Origin of the sequence: Thioclava nitratireducens (assembly GCF_001940525.2) — a bacterium.
In the GTDB taxonomy this organism is placed as follows: Bacteria; Pseudomonadota; Alphaproteobacteria; order Rhodobacterales; family Rhodobacteraceae; genus Thioclava; species Thioclava nitratireducens.
In genome coordinates this window covers 461,379-476,542 of sequence record NZ_CP019437.1, presented here as the reverse complement: position 1 = coordinate 476,542, position 15,164 = coordinate 461,379, and the positions used below count along the sequence as shown (strand labels likewise).

Sequence of the window (15,164 nt, the reverse complement as noted above, 5' to 3'; positions counted from 1 at the left end):
CCGGAAAACCGTCAAAGGACAGGCATTGCATGACCGAACGCACCGATCCCGATTCCGGCACATCCTCGAAGACCCAGCCCGATCCGAACAGCCCGCCGCTGCGCTTTCTGGAGGGCCGGCGCGGCTATCTCCCGATTGCCGATTACGCGGTGATCGGGGATACGCGCACGGCGGCGCTGGTGGCCCGGGACGGCGCGATCGACTGGTTCTGCGGGCCGGATTTCGACGGCGACCCGCTCTTCGGGCGGCTGCTCGACCAGTTTCGCGGCGGGACCTTCTATGTCGGTCCGGTGCCGGATCCAGATCGTCAGACGACCGCCCGACGCGTCTATGAAGATTACGGCCCGATCCTGACCACCACCCACGCGTCCGAGGCGGGCGGCCTCAAGGTCACCGACTTCATGAACCTGCCGGACTCGCTCGAAGAAGCGGCGAGCTTCGGGCGCTCGGTCGTGCGTCTTTTCGAGGCCACCGAAGGCGCGGCAGACGTCGAAATCTGCATCGCACCGCGCTGCAACTACGCGCTGAGCACACCCGAGTTCATCCGGCGCGGCCCGGGCAGCTGGCAGTTTACCCAAGACGGCGACATCATCCTGATCGACAGCTCGATAGAACTGGAGATCGAAGGCTCCGGCCGGTTGAACGGGCGCGGTACCCTCGCCACCGGGGAACGCGGCTATGTTACCCTCACCGTGACGCAAGGCGGGCACGGCCATGTCGGCGGAATGCAGGCGGCGCAAGAGGCGCTCGCCTCAACTCGTGAGGCTTGGCGCAAGCGGCAGTCCAAGACGGATTTCGGCGACGGGCCTTTTTCCGGAGCGCTCAAACGCTCGCTACTGGCGCTGCAGCTTCTGATCCACGCCCCCACCGGCGCAGTGATCGCCTCGCCGACGATGGGGCTGCCGGAAGTGATCGGCGGCATCCGCAATTACGACTACCGCTATTGCTGGCTTCGCGACGCCTATTTCGTGCTCCACGCCTTTCTCGATCAGGGCCTCACCGACGAGGCCGACGCCTTCTTCCGCTGGCTGATGGCAGCAACACGCGAAACGGCGCCGGAACTTGGGACGCTCTACACGGTGCGGGGCGACAGCAACGTCTCGATCTCGAGCTTGCAGACGCTCGAGGGTTATCGCCGCTCGGCCCCGGTGCAGCTGGGTAACGGCGCGGCGACACAGCTGCAACTCGACGCCTATGGCTCGATGATCATGGCCGCGCGCGCCTATGTCGAGGCCGGCGGCGAGCTGCATCCGGGCGAAGGCATCCGGCTCGCGAATTTCGCCGATGTCGTGGTCTCGCAATGGACGCGGCCCGATAACGGAATCTGGGAAATGCCCAATCCGCGCCGACACCACACTTATTCCAAGGCGATGTGCTGGGGCGCGCTGGATGGGGTGATCTCGCTGGCCGAGAACGGCGTGATCAATGCCGACACGCGGCTGTGGAAGGCGGAGCGCGCCGCGATCGAAGCCCTGATCCGGGAAGAGGCCTGGAACGAGGAGATCGGCGCTTTCACCGGTGCGATCGGCGAGGAATGGCTCGATTCGAGCGTTCTGCTGATGCCGCGTATCGGGGTGATCCCCGCAGACGACCCGAAGATGGCGGCGACCTACACTGCCATCCGTGAGCGGCTTGGCACGGGCGTTCATCTGCGGCGCTACGACGCGCAGGAAGACGGGATGCCCGGCGTCGAGGGCCATTTCAACGTCTGCGGGTTCTGGGCCGCCGACTACCTCGTGAGGGCCGGGCGGCTTGATGACGCGCGGACCCAGATCGAGGGGATGCTGAAGGCCACGACCGATCTCGGACTGATGTCGGAAGAGCACGACCCGGAGAGCGGCGCCCAGCTTGGAAACTTCCCGCAAGGGCTGTCCCATGCCGGGATGATCGCGGCGATTACCGCATATCGGGGCGCGGTGAAGGACTGATCTCGCTGCCACCTACACAAGAACAAAAACGCGCGCCACCCGGGCGCGCGTTTCTCGTTTCCTTGTCGCGATCGTCAGGCTCGCTGACGGGAGACCGCGAAGATCGCTCCCAGCATCAGCCCGGCGACGAGCGCCGCGCCGCCGCCCGCGACAAGCCGCGAGCCGCCATGCTCGGACAGCGCCATCGCGGGGGAACTGTCGCTCGCCTCGTCGGAGAAGCGCCCCCGCGCTGCCCAGTCACCGTCGACGCTGTCATAGAGATTGTCGGCCCGATCAGGATCGGCTGCCTCGCCCGTCTGCTGCCCGGACACCGCCGTGCGCGCGAGGTAGAGATCGCCCAGTTCCGGCGCGAGCTTCTCCGACAGGATAGCCTTCACCGCCGAGAAGCCCAGCCAGTATTCCCGCTTCGGATGGTAGGCCGCGTGATGGATGCCGTCTGCGATCAGCTCCGGCTCGAAGACCGGCGCGACCGGGCGCGGGCGGTTCGGCAGCTTGCTGCGGGCCCAGTCGAATTGCGGCGTATTGACCGCCGGCAGATGGCAGACGGTGATCTTCACGTCGGAATTCTCGTGGATCAGCTCGGTGCGCAGGCTGTCGGTGAAGCCCACGATGGCCGCCTTCGCCGCGCAATAGGCCGACTGCAGCGGCACCGCACGATAGGCGAGCGCCGAGCCAGTCTGCACAATCGTGCCCCAGCCCTGCTGGCGGAACCGCTTCAGCGCAGAGAGCGTGCCGTTGACCGTGCCGAGATAAGTCACTTCGGTCACGCGGCGATACTCTTCCGGGGTCATCTGCGACACCGGCGAGAGTACCGTCACCATCGCGACGTTGATCCAGACGTCGATCGGACCGAAGGCACTTTCAGCGGCGACCGCCGCGGCCTCGACCGCATCGGCATCTGCGACGTCGAGCGGCTGCACGAGCGCCTCGCCGCCCTTCTCGCGAATTTCCTGCGCCGCCGTCTCGAGCCGCGCCTTGTTGCGGGCTATCAGGGTGATGCGGTTGCCCTTGGCAGCGAAGCGGCGAGCGACGGCGCGCCCCACGCCCGCGGATGCGCCGGTAATCACGATATTCGTCATGTGCGGCTCCTTCGTTGTGAACGGTTTCGTCAGTCTGTCTCAGAGGAAGAACCGGCACGGGCGAGATCGGGTTGCAGGAGCGCGACTTCACATTCTGGTGCGTTGCGGCGGGCATCGCCTGCGCAATCGCCTGCGCAAAGGCACATGCGGCAAAGGAAAAAGGCGACCCCGTCTGCCGGGGCCGCCTTTCTCGAGAAATAGCTTTGAACGGGCCGTTACGCCGCGAGCGTCTCCGTCGAGGAGAAGAACATCGCCTGGCTGACCGCCGACTGCACCTGGCTCTCGGTGTAGGGCTTGGTGATCAGGAAGGCCGGTTCGGGCCGCTCGCCGGTCAGCAGGCGCTCCGGAAAGGCGGTGATGAAGACCACGGGCAATTCGTTGCCGAACTGCGCGAGAATGTCGTTCACCGCATCGATCCCCGAGGAATTGTCCGCCAGCTGGATGTCGGCGAGGATCAGGTCCGGTTTGTCGGTCGCGGCAAGCTCCACAGCCTCGGTGCGGGTGCGGGCGATGCCGGTGATCTGGTGGCCCATATCCTCGACGATGGCGCGAATATCCATTGCGATGATCGCTTCGTCTTCGATGATCATCACTTTACCCGCGACGGACGTTTCCATCTCGCGGATCGCGATGTCGATCAGTTCTTTCGCCTCTTCGGCATCGACCTGCATGATCGTGCCGATTTCCTCGATGCGGAACCCTTCGATCGAATGCAGCAGAAGCGCCTCACGGGTGTTCGGCGTCAGCGTCGACATGTGGTCCTGCGCGCGGGCCGAAAGCCGGTTGTCCGGCTCCCCCAGCGGCGCCCCCGCGGAGGCCCAGACCAGGTGGAAGGCGTGGAACAATGCGAGCTTCGGATCGTTGTTCTCGAAAGGCGACGTATCTTCGAGTATGGCCTCGAGCGTAGCCGCGGCGTAACGGTCGCCGCTGTCCTGGCTGCCGGTAAGCGCTCGGGCATAACGCCGTAAATACGGCAGGTTGGCTCCGATGGTGCCGGCGATGTCTTCGGACATGAAAACCCCCTTTTGCGTTTTTTCGGGAACCAAACTCTCTGGCCCCGCGTTCGGTTCCGTGCAAAATGAGTGGGATCGAAACCGGATGTATAGTGATATGGCAGACGAAAAGCCTAAGTCCAGTATCAGGGACCAGATCAATCAAAACCTGAAGAAGGTTTACGAGGAGGCGCTTCAGGAAGAAGTGCCGGATCGGTTCAAGGATTTGCTGGCGCAACTCAAGGCGAAGGAGGGCGGAAAATGACTTCGCCCTCCAACACCAATTCGTCCAAAGCCAATGCCTCCAGCGAAGCCCGCGATCCGCGTGAGGAGCTGCCCGATCACCTCGGGGCCCTGCGTGCCTTCGCGCTGTCGCTGACCCGGAACTCGGCCTCGGCCGACGACCTCGTGCAGGACACGATCGTCAAGGCGTGGTCGAATATCGAAAAGTTCGAACGCGGCACCAATCTGCGCGCATGGCTCTTCACGATCCTGCGCAACACCTTCTATTCGGACCGGCGCAAGCGCAAGCGCGAGGTCGCTGACCCTGAAGGGATTCACGCCGCATCGCTCTATGAGAAACCTGCGCATGACGGACGTCTCGCGATGAATGATTTCGTCGAGGCCTTCGATCAGCTCAGCCCGGAACATCGCGAGGTGCTGACCCTCGTCGGCGCATCTGGCTTTTCTTACGAAGAAGCTGCCGGCATGATGGGCGTCGCCGTGGGCACGGTGAAAAGCCGCGCCAACCGCGCACGCGCCCGGCTTGCGGAAATGCTCGGGCTCGAGGAAGGTGAAGATATCCTGTCCGGCACGGATCGAAATTCCCTCGCCGTGATGGGCAAATCCGGAGTTGCCGCCGCATGAATTCGGAAGCCGCGAAAGCGGCAGACGACGAGCACTACAGTGATCACGCCCCGTTCCGAGCCAGGAAACGGGGCGTCATTCCGTTTTTCGACGGGCTTGGCGTGCGCCTCGCCTTCATGTTGGCGGTTGCTCTCTTCCCTCTGCTGATCATCGCCGTGCTGCAATCGACCTCGGTAGTGCGCGAAGCGCAGGCGCGGTCCGAAGCCGCCCTCATGGGCGAGACGATGCGCGCCGTCGCCGGTGAGACGCGGGTGATTCAGCACGCGCAGGACGCCGCGCGCGTCCTCGCCAGCACGGTCCAGCCGCTCGTGGGCAATGCCGAGGCCTGCTCGAACTGGATGCGGCAGATCTCAGGGGCCTTTCCGGAGTTCTCGCTCGTCTCCTTCATCCCAGACAGCGGCAAGATGACCTGCTCGAATTCGGGCAAGAGTTACGACTTCAAGAACCAGGACGTCTTCGAGAAGATGCTGACTGCGGACCGCACCAGCTTCTACGTCAACCGCGATGCGCCGGTGTCGGGTACCTCCGTGCTCGGCGTGGCCCATCCGGTCTACAACGCGGCGGGCGATCATATCGGGATCATCGCGATCTCGATGAGCCACTCCTCGCTCTCGCTGGCCAAGGATGGACCGAAGCTCGCCGATGACCGGCCGCTGGTGATCATGACCTTCGACCGCGAAGGCACGATCCTGACCTCCTCGGACGGGCTTTCGAACACCCAGTCGCACCTGCCGGTGGACCGCTCTCTGAAACTGCTGGCGGGCAATGGCGCGGTGACTTTCTCGGGGGACTCCAACCTCGGAATAGAACGGGTCTATTCCGTCGTCGAACTGGTGCCCAACCAGCTCTACGCGCTTGGCAGCTGGCCCGCACAGGCGGCCTCGGCGCTTAGTCCCTTCGCTGATATTTCGCCTGTGCTGTTCCCGGCCCTGATGTGGATGGCGAGCCTGCTGGTCGCCTACTTCGCAATGCAGAAGCTGGTGATCGGCCATGTCCGCAAACTGTCGAGCGCGATCTCCAGCTTCGCCACCGGCAGCCGGATCGTGGGCAATCTCAATCTGTCGACCGCACCGTCGGAAATCCGCGACCTCGCCGAGGCCTATGACCGGATGACAGAAACCATCCTGCATGACGAGGCCGAGCTCGAGGACATGGTGCACCACAAGGAAGTGCTGCTCCGCGAGGTCCACCATCGGGTGAAGAACAACCTCCAGCTCATCGCCTCGATCATCAACATGCAGATGCGGCAGGCGCGCACGCCCGAAGCCAAGGGGCTTATGAAATCGCTCCAGGAGCGGGTCATCTCGCTCGCCACGATCCACCGCGGACTCTACCAGACCTCAGGCCTCACCGACATTCAGGCGCAGGAACTGCTGCCCGACATCGTGCGCCAGATCACCCGACTCGCGACCGGGCCGGGCCGCCATATCGCGGTCGATTGCAATATCGACGACATCCACCTGACCCCCGATCAGGCTGTGCCCCTCTCGCTTCTGCTGACCGAAGCGATGACAAACGCGATGAAATACGCCTCTGCCCGCGATGGCAAACCGCAACTCGACATCTCGCTGCGCAGGCTCGAAGGGATGCAGGCGCGGCTCTGCGTGCGCAATACCGTCGATAGGGATGCCCCGCCGCTGGAGGCCGTCGAAGGCACCGGGCTCGGTTCGCAACTGCTGAACGCCTTCGTGCAGCAGCTGGGCGGCTCGATCGAGATCCAGACCGACGAAGACGAGTATATGCTCAGCGCCGCGTTCGCACTGCGCCCCCTCGTCGAGAGCGAATTGCGTCACGAAGAACGCTTGAAATCCGAGACGCCCGAAACAGTTTCTGATGAGAGCCATTGAATGAGATACCAGCCGCGGCGACCACAGGTCACCCTCGCGGCCGTTCAACCCAACGAGCCGCATGGAACGTCTTAAACAAGCCGGAGTTCACGCCGAGAGCCGCGTAAAGCTGCTTTTGACCGCAGCAGAGGCCTATCCCGTGCTCGAGGATGCCTTTCTCGACGCGCGTCATTCCATTCATTGCTCATTCCGCGTCTTCGACCTCAACACCACACTGAAATCCGACCGCGGGCGCGCGATCGGCAAGACGTGGTTCGACCTGATCATTCACATGCTGAAGCGCGGCGTGAGGATACAGATCGACCTGACCGATTTCGACCCCTGCGCAAAGCCGGATCTTCACCGGATGACATGGTCGTCGATCCGCATGTTCTGCGCCGCGCGCGAACTGGCGGGCGGTCCCAAGGCGAAGCTGAAATTGCGTGCGCTGATGCACCCGGCGCAATCGGGCATCGTGCCGCGTACGATCTTCTGGCCCTATGTCTATCACAAGCTCGGGCAGCACACGTCGTGGCTCAACGACATGGACGAGGCCAAGCGGCTGACCGCGATGCGCGACATGCCGGGGCTGCGGGAATATCTTGAGGCCGGATCGGATTGCAAAATCCGCCGCAAGTTCGTCGCGACGCCGCCGAAGCTGTTCCCGGCGACACACCACCAGAAGCTCGCCGTGTTCGACGACAAGAAGCTCTATATCGGCGGGCTGGATCTCGACAACCGGCGCTTCGACACCCCCGTGCACGAGCGCGACGGCGAGATGACATGGCACGATGTGCAGCTCATGATGACCGGCCCCGTCGTCGCCGAGGCGAAGGCCCATCTCGAGAGCTTCCACGAAAGCTGCTCCGGCGAAAACCGCGCCAAACCGCCGCGCCGCCTGCTGCGCACCCTGTCGCAGCGGCGCAAATTCGCGACCTTCCGCATCGGGCCGAAGTTCTATCGGACCGAGATCGAGAACGCGCATGAGATGCTGATCGCGCGGGCGCAGAAGCTGATCTATCTCGAGAGCCAGTTCTTCCGCTCGCGCACTCTGGCGCACCACTTGGCCCGGGCGGCGCGGGAGAACCCCAATCTCAACCTGATCCTGATCCTGCCCGCCGCGCCCGAAACGCTGATGCTGGCCGATCGCCCGACCAGCGACGTGCGCTATGGCGAATATCTTCAGGTGCGCGCGCTGGATACGCTCCGCGAAGCCTTCGGCAATCGTCTGTTCATCGGCTGCCCGGCAGAGCCCTGCCTTGCCGACCCCGGTGATGAGGGGGCGCTGCGCACCGGCGGCGCGCCGCTGATCTACGTCCATGCGAAGGTCTCGATTTTCGACGAGGACGCCGCGCTGATCACCTCGGCCAATCTCAACGCGCGGTCGCTGCATTGGGACAGCGAGGCGGGTGTCTATCTGCGCCGCAACGACGGCATCCCGGCCATGCGTCGCCGCCTGATGCGCCATTGGCTGCCGCCCGCGCCCGAAGAGGCCTTCTTCGACCCGACGCGCGCAGTCTCTGCCTGGGCGGAGCTGGCCCGCGCGAATGCCACGAAAGCCCCCGAGGATCGCGAGGGCTTCGTGCTCCCCTATGACGTGGAGGCCGCGCGCAAGATCGCGCGCAAAGTGCCGTTCATTCCGGAAGAAATGGTCTGATCCGTCGCCGCGACCCGCCGGTTCAGTCGGCTTCGAGCTTCTGCTCCGGCTCGGATTTCGGGTCGGGCAAGCTGTTCGTCAGCACCAGCGCCCAGAGCAGCAGCGGGATCGCCACGATCCCGCCCAGCGGCCCCCAGAGCCAGATCCCGAAGGTCAGCGACAGGAACACCAGAAGCGGATTGAGGCGCATCTGCCGCCCGATCGCGGCAGGGGTCACGAACTGGGCTTCGGTCGCGTTCAGCACGATATAGATCAGCGGCGGCAGGATCACGCGCACCCCGTCGAACGTGGCCACGCCTGCGAATCCTAGCGCGATGATGAGCGCCGCGGGGCCGAGATAAAGGATGTAGTTGATGAGGAAGGCCACAAGCCCCCAAAGCGGCGCGTTCGGGAGCCCGATCAGCTGCATCGCGACGCCCACCGCCAGCCCGAGACCGCCATTGACCACTGTGATCGTGAGGAAGTAGCGCGACACCCGTGTCTCCGCCTTGCGCAACCGTGCAGCCGTAGCGCCGCGGCTCGAAGGCTCCGCGAGGTGCTTCGCGATCCAGTTGTAGATTTCGCCGCGCGAAAGCTGGAAGAAGAACAGCGCCCCGACATAGATCAGCGCCTGTGCGATGATGGACGGCGCCAGCATCACGAGATCCTTGGCATCCGGCACGGCGCTCTTGTCGCCATTGCCGCCGCTATCCTTGGCGCCATCCGTCGCCGGCGTGATCGCGTCGCTGACCTCTTTCGAGGCGTCCTGGATGCCTTGGAACATGTGGCGCATATGAATGATGGTGGAGCGCATGTCGTCCATCACCTTCGGCGCCTGTCGCATCAGTTCGGAGACGACCGGCTGGATCACGAGGACCAGCAGCACGGCGATCATCAGCGAGATCACGAGCGAGGTAAGCGCCCCCCAGACAGGCGACAGACCTCTTTTCTCCCATGCATCGGAAATCGGTGAAAGCACGATCCCCACGACGAGCGCGAGCACGACGGGCGCGAGTAGGCTTTCCACCTGGCTCAGCGCAGCCACGACAGCGATTACAGCGATCACGATCATGGCGATGCGCGACAGGGTCTCCAGGCGATGCATTTCGAGAATTACTTCCCTCTTGGTTTCGCGATCTAACGCCGTCGGACGATAGCGGGTTCCCTGTTTTTGTGCTGCCGTGCAGAGGAACATCGCCCCCGGCGAAACGTTGATGAGAGACGCCTGAACCCGCGTCTTCATCTTGAAAGGAGCGACGCCATGAATTGGGATCAAATAAAAGGCAACTGGAACGAAATGAAGGGCAAGGCCCGCGAGAACTGGGGCGAATTGACCGACGACGAACTTCAGGAGGCCGCAGGTCATCGCGAGCAGATGGTCGGCCTGATCCAGAAGAAATACGGTAAGACCAAGGAAGACGCCGAGCGCGAAGTCGACACCTGGTCCAGCTCGATCTGATCTTCAGAAACAGACCCTGTTTCAGCGTAAAACATGTAAACCGGCGCCGTAGAGATCGCGGCGCCGGTTTACTTTTGGGTGTCGGTCTCGCATCCCCACCGATAACCGCGCAAAGAAAAAGGCCGGGCGCGATGCCCGGCCTTTCTGCATACTGCCCCACCGTTCAGTGGGTGGCCTTCGAACTCGACGACGACGCGCTGTCCCCGCCGGTCGAGCCGGCGCCGGACGAGCCGGAACCAGTCGACGAGGTGCTCGACGAAGAGGACGAAGAATGGTTCGCCTTCACCTTCTCGGCCGCTTCGTGGGTCTTCGCCTCGGCCTTGGACGCCACATCCTCGGCTTTTGCCCGCGCGGCATCCTTGGCTTCTTGCGCCCCGGCGCGGACCTCGTCTTCGCCTTTCTGCAGCGACTGACCGACATCGCGCAGCGCGCGATTGGCTTCCTCAGCCAACTGGCGCGAGAGGCGGTCGATCAGCTGCTCTCCGGCAGCCATCGCCTGATCGCCGAAATCGCGTGCGGCGCTGCGCGCCTCGTCACCGGCCGAGCTCATCACCGAGCGGGCGGTCCGCTTCAGTTCATCGGTGAACTGGTCGGCCACCTTGCCCGCACGACGCTTCTCGTCGCGGTACAGACGCTCTGCCTCGTTGAACAGGCGGTTGGCGCGCGGCCCGAAGCTGCGGCGGCTGACATTGACGTCCGGCTTGGGCACCGCGTTGAAGATCGCGGCCCCGACGGCGAAGCCGATGGCGGCAGCGATCAGCGGGTGATCCTTGACCATCTGCTTGCTGGTCGACCCGGCATGGGTCGCCCCGTCCTGCAGGCGAATCCGGGCGGAATAGGCTCTTTCGCGGGCCCGCACCACGCGATCGCGCGCATCCTCGTTGAGGTCGCTCAGACCCGAGGACAGCGTGTTGCGCAGGTCGCTCGCGAATTTCTGCATCACCTCGGAGCGCTCCTTGACGAAGTCGCGCGCCTTGTCGGTCGAGCTGCGCTGCTCGGCTTCGAGATCTTCGAGACGGACCGAGGCGTCATGGCGCAGCGTATCGATCTCGTCGATCCAGCCGTCGGCACCCGCGTCGCTCGGCATCACGAGCGGATCGGCATCGGCCACCAGATCTTCTTCCTCGATGCTCTCCGAGTTGCGCTGGCGCAGCAGGAACCATGCGATACCGGCGCCGGCGAGGGCGAAGGCCACCGGATTCTTGCGCACGGCCTGTTCGGCGCTGCGGGCGGCAGGCGCGGCGTAATCGCGCACGGCCTGCGACACCTGCTCGGAGAGGTAATCCGGCGCGATACGCGCGGTCAGATCGCCGAGCGTCGATGCGAGATCGGCGCGGTCTTGGCGCAGTCGGTTCTCGATGTCCTGAATGGTTCTCTTCTCGGTCATTTGAAGCTCTCCTTTAGCGCCTGCGCGTCAGCAGACAGGTTTTCCTTGAGACGGGTGGGCGGGCTCGACACTTTGCGCAGCTTCGACGCGGCGATCAGCGCCGCGAGGATGGCGAGGATCAGTAGCACCGCGCCGACGATCAGCGTCGCGGGGCCCCGATCGAGGCCGGCCCATTCCAGCCCGTAGATGGCGGATTGCGTCAGGGGGAAGATCGCGCCGAGGGCGAAAACCAGGGCGACCGCACCGAGAATCGCGGCATTGCGTGCCAGACCAGCCCGGTGGGCCGCTTCAGCGCGCACCAATTCTGCTTCGGTCCGTGCGATCTCGCGCGTTTGCTCGATCACGCGGTTCAGCAAATCGCTCACCGTCCCGCGGCCTTCGTGGCCGTCAGAATTCTCGGTATCGTGGTAATTCATCGACCTCTCCCAAACATGTCGCGACTTCTCGCCGCGATTTCTGTGGTTCCAACGCGGGTTGCGGAATGCGGTTCCGTGACGGCCGCTGCCTCCACCACCCCCGATTTCGTCATTTCGAAGCGCGCGGCCCGGCCACCAGCCAGATCAGGAAACCGATCAGAGGCAGGAAGAAGACAAGAAGCGCCCAGAGCACTTTCTTCCCGGTGCTGGAATTCGACCCGATGATCGAAACGAGCGCCCAGATATCGAGTGCCAGTAGGACGATACCCCAAAAGCCACCGAGGCCAGTCATATTCATTTCCATGTCGCCATCTCCCTTTTTCGTGAGCTCATGAATCGCGCCCCAAACGCCGGAAAGCGTTGGATGTTCCTCGGAATCACTGACCCAGGGTAATGGAACTTTCGTGAAATGCGCACGTTTGGATGCCATGAAGGCGCAGCACTCAGCGCTAATGTACGCAACATCCGAAGGAGAATACCCATGCTTGGTTGGGCTCTGACTTTTCTCGTTATTGCGCTGATTGCCGCAGCGCTCGGTTTTGGCGGCATCGCAGGCGCATCTGCCGGGATCGCACAGATCCTCTTCGTGGTTTTCCTGATCCTGTTCGTGGTGGCCATGGTCGCCCGTGCGGTAAAAGGCAAACCGCCGGTGTAAGTGCGAAGACGCTAGGAATATTTCAGGCCGCTCCCACCGGGGGCGGCCTTTTTCATGCGCCGCGCGCCGCGCTCGCGCGCGCCTGCGCCAGCATCGCGTCGAGATTGTCGGCGATGACGCGGGATATCTGCGCGGTTTCCGATTCGCCGATTTCCGTCCAGCCCATCTTTCGGCGCACGATTTCCGCGCCGAGCCGGAAATTGAGGACCTGACCACTCATCGCAAAAACCCTGAGCGCTGCGTCAGCGAGGCCCCGAAAAAGCAAGCCGCACGGGCGACCCATGCGGCTTGGCTTCACGTGACTCGTAGGAAGCTTTGTCCCGATCAGAAGGGATCCGATCAGAACGGGAACGTCACCCGACGGGTCAGCATCAACGAGACCGAACTCTGTTCGCGCGAGCCCTGCTGCACGATCGGGCTGTTCGCCGCATCGCCCTGCAGGCGGTCGTAGTTCAGCTTGCCTTCCACCGCCCAATTATTGCCGAGCTGATAGGTCGCCGACAGTTCCAGACCGGTCGATACGAGGCCGCCATCGGGCGAATAGGCTGCCAGACCGCTCGCCGTCGATTCCGACGGGCTGATGCCGAAATAGGTGCGGTTGTAGAGCCCGGAGCCATAGAAGATGCGCGGGCCGATGCTCAGCTTGAAATTGTCGGTCTTGATCGGCTTCCAATCGGCGCCGATTTCCGCGACGACGGCGTTATGCCCGACCACGCCGTAGCGCATATCCGCGAAAGCGCCCCATTGCGGCGCCTGGTAGCCAAGCCCGAGACCCAGTTCGAGCGAGGTGTCGACATCGTCGAGACCCGCGATTTCGGAATAATCGCTGGAATTGCGCCCGCCGACGAGCCGGAAGGAGCCATGCACGTTCGGGCCCAGCTTTTCGTAATTCGGATCGTCCGAGCCGAACCGCATCCCCTGCAGCGTGAAGCTGTTGAGCTTAACCTTCGCGGTGGGCTTGGTGTCGTAGTGATCCGCGCCGAAATAGGACGGCGCATAGCGCGCGCCCGCACCGATGGTGAAGGTCACGCCACTTTCTGCCTGCGCGCTCGCCGCGGTGCAGACAGCAGCGACCGCGATGGCGGCGCTTGCGGAAAGTTGGCGGATGACTTTTGCCATGGTGGCGCTCCCGAAAAAATGTCCCGATTTGTGCGAACACTGCCAATTGACGGCGAAAAACGCAATCGGCCGGCGCAGATTGCTGCCGATTAGCGGCGCTTATACCACGGCTGGGCGATTTCCTCGATGCCTGTCGGCTGATCCTGCTCCAGTTCACGCCAGACCGTGCCGTCGACCGGGGCGATGGTCGCATCGCGGCCTTGGGTGAAACTCTGGTCGCGCACGATCATCCGGTAGGCTGCGTTCAGCGCATCGGCACGCTCCGGCGAAGGCAGGATCAGCGGGCCGATATCCTCGGCCAAGGCCGCCTCTTTCTCGGGCGGCAACTTGCCCGCTTTCAGCCACGCCTCGATCACTTCGGCATTGGCGCGGAACTCGTCCCCTGCCCCGTTGGTGCGCAGGTAATGGGCGTAATCGCCGCTGCCGTCGGCGCGCGCCCGGTCGGGGGTACCCGCGAGTCCCTTCTGCGTCCAGTGATACCAGCCGCCGCGATAGGCCTCCTTGCCCAGCTTGCGGGCGAAGGCGAAGGTGGAGTCGTCGTTCACGCCCAGCGTGCCGTGACAGCCGACGCAGAACACGGTCTCCTCGAAGCTCTGCGGGCGCAGATCGCCCGTCGCATCCTCGATGAAGCCCTGCAGCCGCCAGCCGAACGTGTTGGGCACGCCGGTCTCGGAACTGCCGAAGAACTGCTTGGTGCGATCCGGAAAGGCGTTGTCTTCCTTCAGCTCGGCCAACGCGGTCTCTTCCAGATCGGCATAGGTTTCCCAATCCGTCTTGACCATGTAGCGGAGCTCTTTCAGCCGCGCGGCCATCTGGATGCCCTCGGGGGTCGGGTCGATATAGCGCACGGAATGCACGAATTCGGTGCCCTCCGGGTAAAGCCCGGCGGCAAGCTCGGCGCCGTCCACGCCCGCGCGCCCCGCCCAATGCATCGTGATCCCGTCGAGCGGCGCGAAGGCGAATTTCACCACCTCCGCCTGCCCCATCTTACCGTCGCGGTCCAGATCGACGCCCATTGCGGCCTCATCTGTCGGCTCGATCGCGACATCCACGCGGGTGATGAGCGCCTGCACGATCGCGAGGTTGGTCTTGTAGGTGGCAATATCCTCGACCCCGTCGGCATTCTGACGGAACACCTCCGGCAGACGGATCATCACGTCGTCTGTCGAGCCGTTGGTCGGCCAGAACGTGCCGGGCAGCGGCTGATAGGCGAAGGCGCGCCAGCCGGTCAGGCTACCGTCGGGCCTGCGGTCAAAGCCCTCGTCGTCGAAGGCGAATTGCACGTCGGGGATATAGCCGTCCCACGCCCCGTTGCCATTCACGTCCCAATCCGCGGGCGGATCGGCGAGCTTGGCGGCCAGGGCGATCCCGCCCGCCGCATCGTGGTAATTGTCCTGCCGCACATAGGCGCGGATTTCCGCGCTGTTCGTCGCGGCCAACTCGGCGCGGCGATCTACGAAGAGGTTGCGCCACGGGTTCTCTAGCGCCGGGCCCGGAAACGCATATTCGGTCTGCAGATCGGCATCGCGCACGTAATTCGGATGGCGGGGATAGGTGTGACAGGTCTGGCACGGGTTATGCACCGCGCCCGCCTTGTCTTCCGTCTTGGTATAGCATTGCGGAGGAATATAGGCTGTCGGATTGCCCAGCACCGTGGTCTTCAGATCGACCGCCCCCGCCATCGTGGTCATGCTCAACAGCGCCAGTATCGAAATCCGCAGCATCCGTCAGTCCTCGGTCTTGAAGGAAAGGCGAGGCCCGGGTTGCCGCCGGGCCTCGCCAGAAGTGTCTCGCGAGCGC

General features: G+C 63.8%; 16 protein-coding genes. 7 read left to right on the top strand and 9 right to left on the bottom strand.

Features of this window, described 5'->3' with window-relative positions; genetic code table 11:
- Positions 1-29 precede the first annotated feature (29 nt).
- Positions 30-1,928: a glycoside hydrolase family 15 protein gene (locus BMG03_RS02440; protein ID WP_077701064.1), complete on the top strand. Its 1,899-nt coding sequence runs from the start codon at positions 30-32 to the stop codon at positions 1,926-1,928.
- A gap of 74 nt (positions 1,929-2,002) precedes the next feature.
- Here the strand turns inward: BMG03_RS02440 and BMG03_RS02435 are convergent, their stop codons facing one another.
- Positions 2,003-3,007, bottom strand: a complete 1,005-nt coding sequence (locus BMG03_RS02435) for an SDR family oxidoreductase (protein ID WP_075776648.1) — start codon at positions 3,005-3,007, stop codon at positions 2,003-2,005.
- A gap of 215 nt (positions 3,008-3,222) precedes the next feature.
- The gene (locus tag BMG03_RS02430) at positions 3,223-4,020 is read right to left on the bottom strand and encodes a response regulator (protein WP_075776649.1); all 798 of its coding nucleotides are present in this window, start codon (positions 4,018-4,020) and stop codon (positions 3,223-3,225) included.
- Positions 4,021-4,117: 97 nt separating this feature from the next.
- On the opposite strand from BMG03_RS02430, the gene BMG03_RS02425 reads away from it, so the two are divergent.
- From BMG03_RS02425 to BMG03_RS02410, 4 genes are all read left to right on the top strand, one after another.
- A complete protein-coding gene (locus BMG03_RS02425; RefSeq protein WP_075776759.1) occupies positions 4,118-4,264 on the top strand; it encodes a NepR family anti-sigma factor in 147 nt (48 codons plus the stop codon).
- Positions 4,261-4,866, top strand: coding sequence for an RNA polymerase sigma factor (locus BMG03_RS02420; protein ID WP_075776650.1), 606 nt, complete (start codon positions 4,261-4,263; stop codon positions 4,864-4,866). The genes BMG03_RS02425 and BMG03_RS02420 overlap by 4 nt, the downstream gene beginning before the upstream one ends.
- Complete coding sequence (locus BMG03_RS02415) at positions 4,863-6,713, top strand: sensor histidine kinase (protein WP_077701063.1); 1,851 nt, start codon at positions 4,863-4,865, stop codon at positions 6,711-6,713. Before BMG03_RS02420 ends, BMG03_RS02415 begins: the two co-directional genes overlap by 4 nt.
- A 61-nt stretch (positions 6,714-6,774) precedes the next feature.
- Positions 6,775-8,349 carry a phospholipase D family protein gene (locus BMG03_RS02410; RefSeq protein ID WP_075776651.1) on the top strand — a complete coding sequence of 525 codons (1,575 nt, stop codon included), beginning with the start codon at positions 6,775-6,777 and terminating at the stop codon, positions 8,347-8,349.
- Positions 8,350-8,371: 22 nt separating this feature from the next.
- Here the strand turns inward: BMG03_RS02410 and BMG03_RS02405 are convergent, their stop codons facing one another.
- Positions 8,372-9,433 (bottom strand): AI-2E family transporter, encoded by a 1,062-nt coding sequence (locus BMG03_RS02405; RefSeq protein WP_075776652.1) that lies wholly within the window; start codon positions 9,431-9,433, stop codon positions 8,372-8,374.
- A gap of 156 nt (positions 9,434-9,589) precedes the next feature.
- On the opposite strand from BMG03_RS02405, the gene BMG03_RS02400 reads away from it, so the two are divergent.
- The gene (locus BMG03_RS02400) at positions 9,590-9,787 is read left to right on the top strand and encodes a CsbD family protein (protein ID WP_075776653.1); all 198 of its coding nucleotides are present in this window, start codon (positions 9,590-9,592) and stop codon (positions 9,785-9,787) included.
- A gap of 163 nt (positions 9,788-9,950) precedes the next feature.
- Here BMG03_RS02400 and BMG03_RS02395 read toward each other — a convergent pair whose 3' ends face one another.
- From BMG03_RS02395 to BMG03_RS02385, 3 genes are all read right to left on the bottom strand, one after another.
- The gene (locus BMG03_RS02395) at positions 9,951-11,174 is read right to left on the bottom strand and encodes a hypothetical protein (protein ID WP_075776654.1); all 1,224 of its coding nucleotides are present in this window, start codon (positions 11,172-11,174) and stop codon (positions 9,951-9,953) included.
- Positions 11,171-11,590: a phage holin family protein gene (locus BMG03_RS02390; RefSeq protein ID WP_075776655.1), complete on the bottom strand. Its 420-nt coding sequence runs from the start codon at positions 11,588-11,590 to the stop codon at positions 11,171-11,173. The genes BMG03_RS02395 and BMG03_RS02390 overlap by 4 nt, the downstream gene beginning before the upstream one ends.
- Before the next feature lie 109 nt (positions 11,591-11,699).
- The gene (locus BMG03_RS02385; RefSeq protein ID WP_088719999.1) at positions 11,700-11,894 is read right to left on the bottom strand and encodes a PLD nuclease N-terminal domain-containing protein; all 195 of its coding nucleotides are present in this window, start codon (positions 11,892-11,894) and stop codon (positions 11,700-11,702) included.
- Positions 11,895-12,071: 177 nt separating this feature from the next.
- Between BMG03_RS02385 and BMG03_RS02380 the strand changes: the two genes are divergently transcribed.
- Positions 12,072-12,245, top strand: a complete 174-nt coding sequence (locus BMG03_RS02380) for a DUF1328 domain-containing protein (RefSeq protein ID WP_075776656.1) — start codon at positions 12,072-12,074, stop codon at positions 12,243-12,245.
- A 52-nt stretch (positions 12,246-12,297) separates the two neighbouring features.
- Here the strand turns inward: BMG03_RS02380 and BMG03_RS02375 are convergent, their stop codons facing one another.
- The 3 genes from BMG03_RS02375 to BMG03_RS02365 all read right to left on the bottom strand — a co-directional run bounded on the left by BMG03_RS02375 (position 12,298) and on the right by BMG03_RS02365 (position 15,088).
- Positions 12,298-12,528 (bottom strand): CerR family C-terminal domain-containing protein, encoded by a 231-nt coding sequence (locus tag BMG03_RS02375; RefSeq protein WP_077701061.1) that lies wholly within the window; start codon positions 12,526-12,528, stop codon positions 12,298-12,300.
- A 56-nt stretch (positions 12,529-12,584) separates the two neighbouring features.
- Positions 12,585-13,364 carry a MipA/OmpV family protein gene (locus BMG03_RS02370; RefSeq protein WP_075776657.1) on the bottom strand — a complete coding sequence of 260 codons (780 nt, stop codon included), beginning with the start codon at positions 13,362-13,364 and terminating at the stop codon, positions 12,585-12,587.
- 89 nt (positions 13,365-13,453) lie between these two features.
- A complete protein-coding gene (locus tag BMG03_RS02365; protein WP_075776658.1) occupies positions 13,454-15,088 on the bottom strand; it encodes a hypothetical protein in 1,635 nt (544 codons plus the stop codon).
- Between the last annotated feature and the right edge of the window lie 76 nt (positions 15,089-15,164).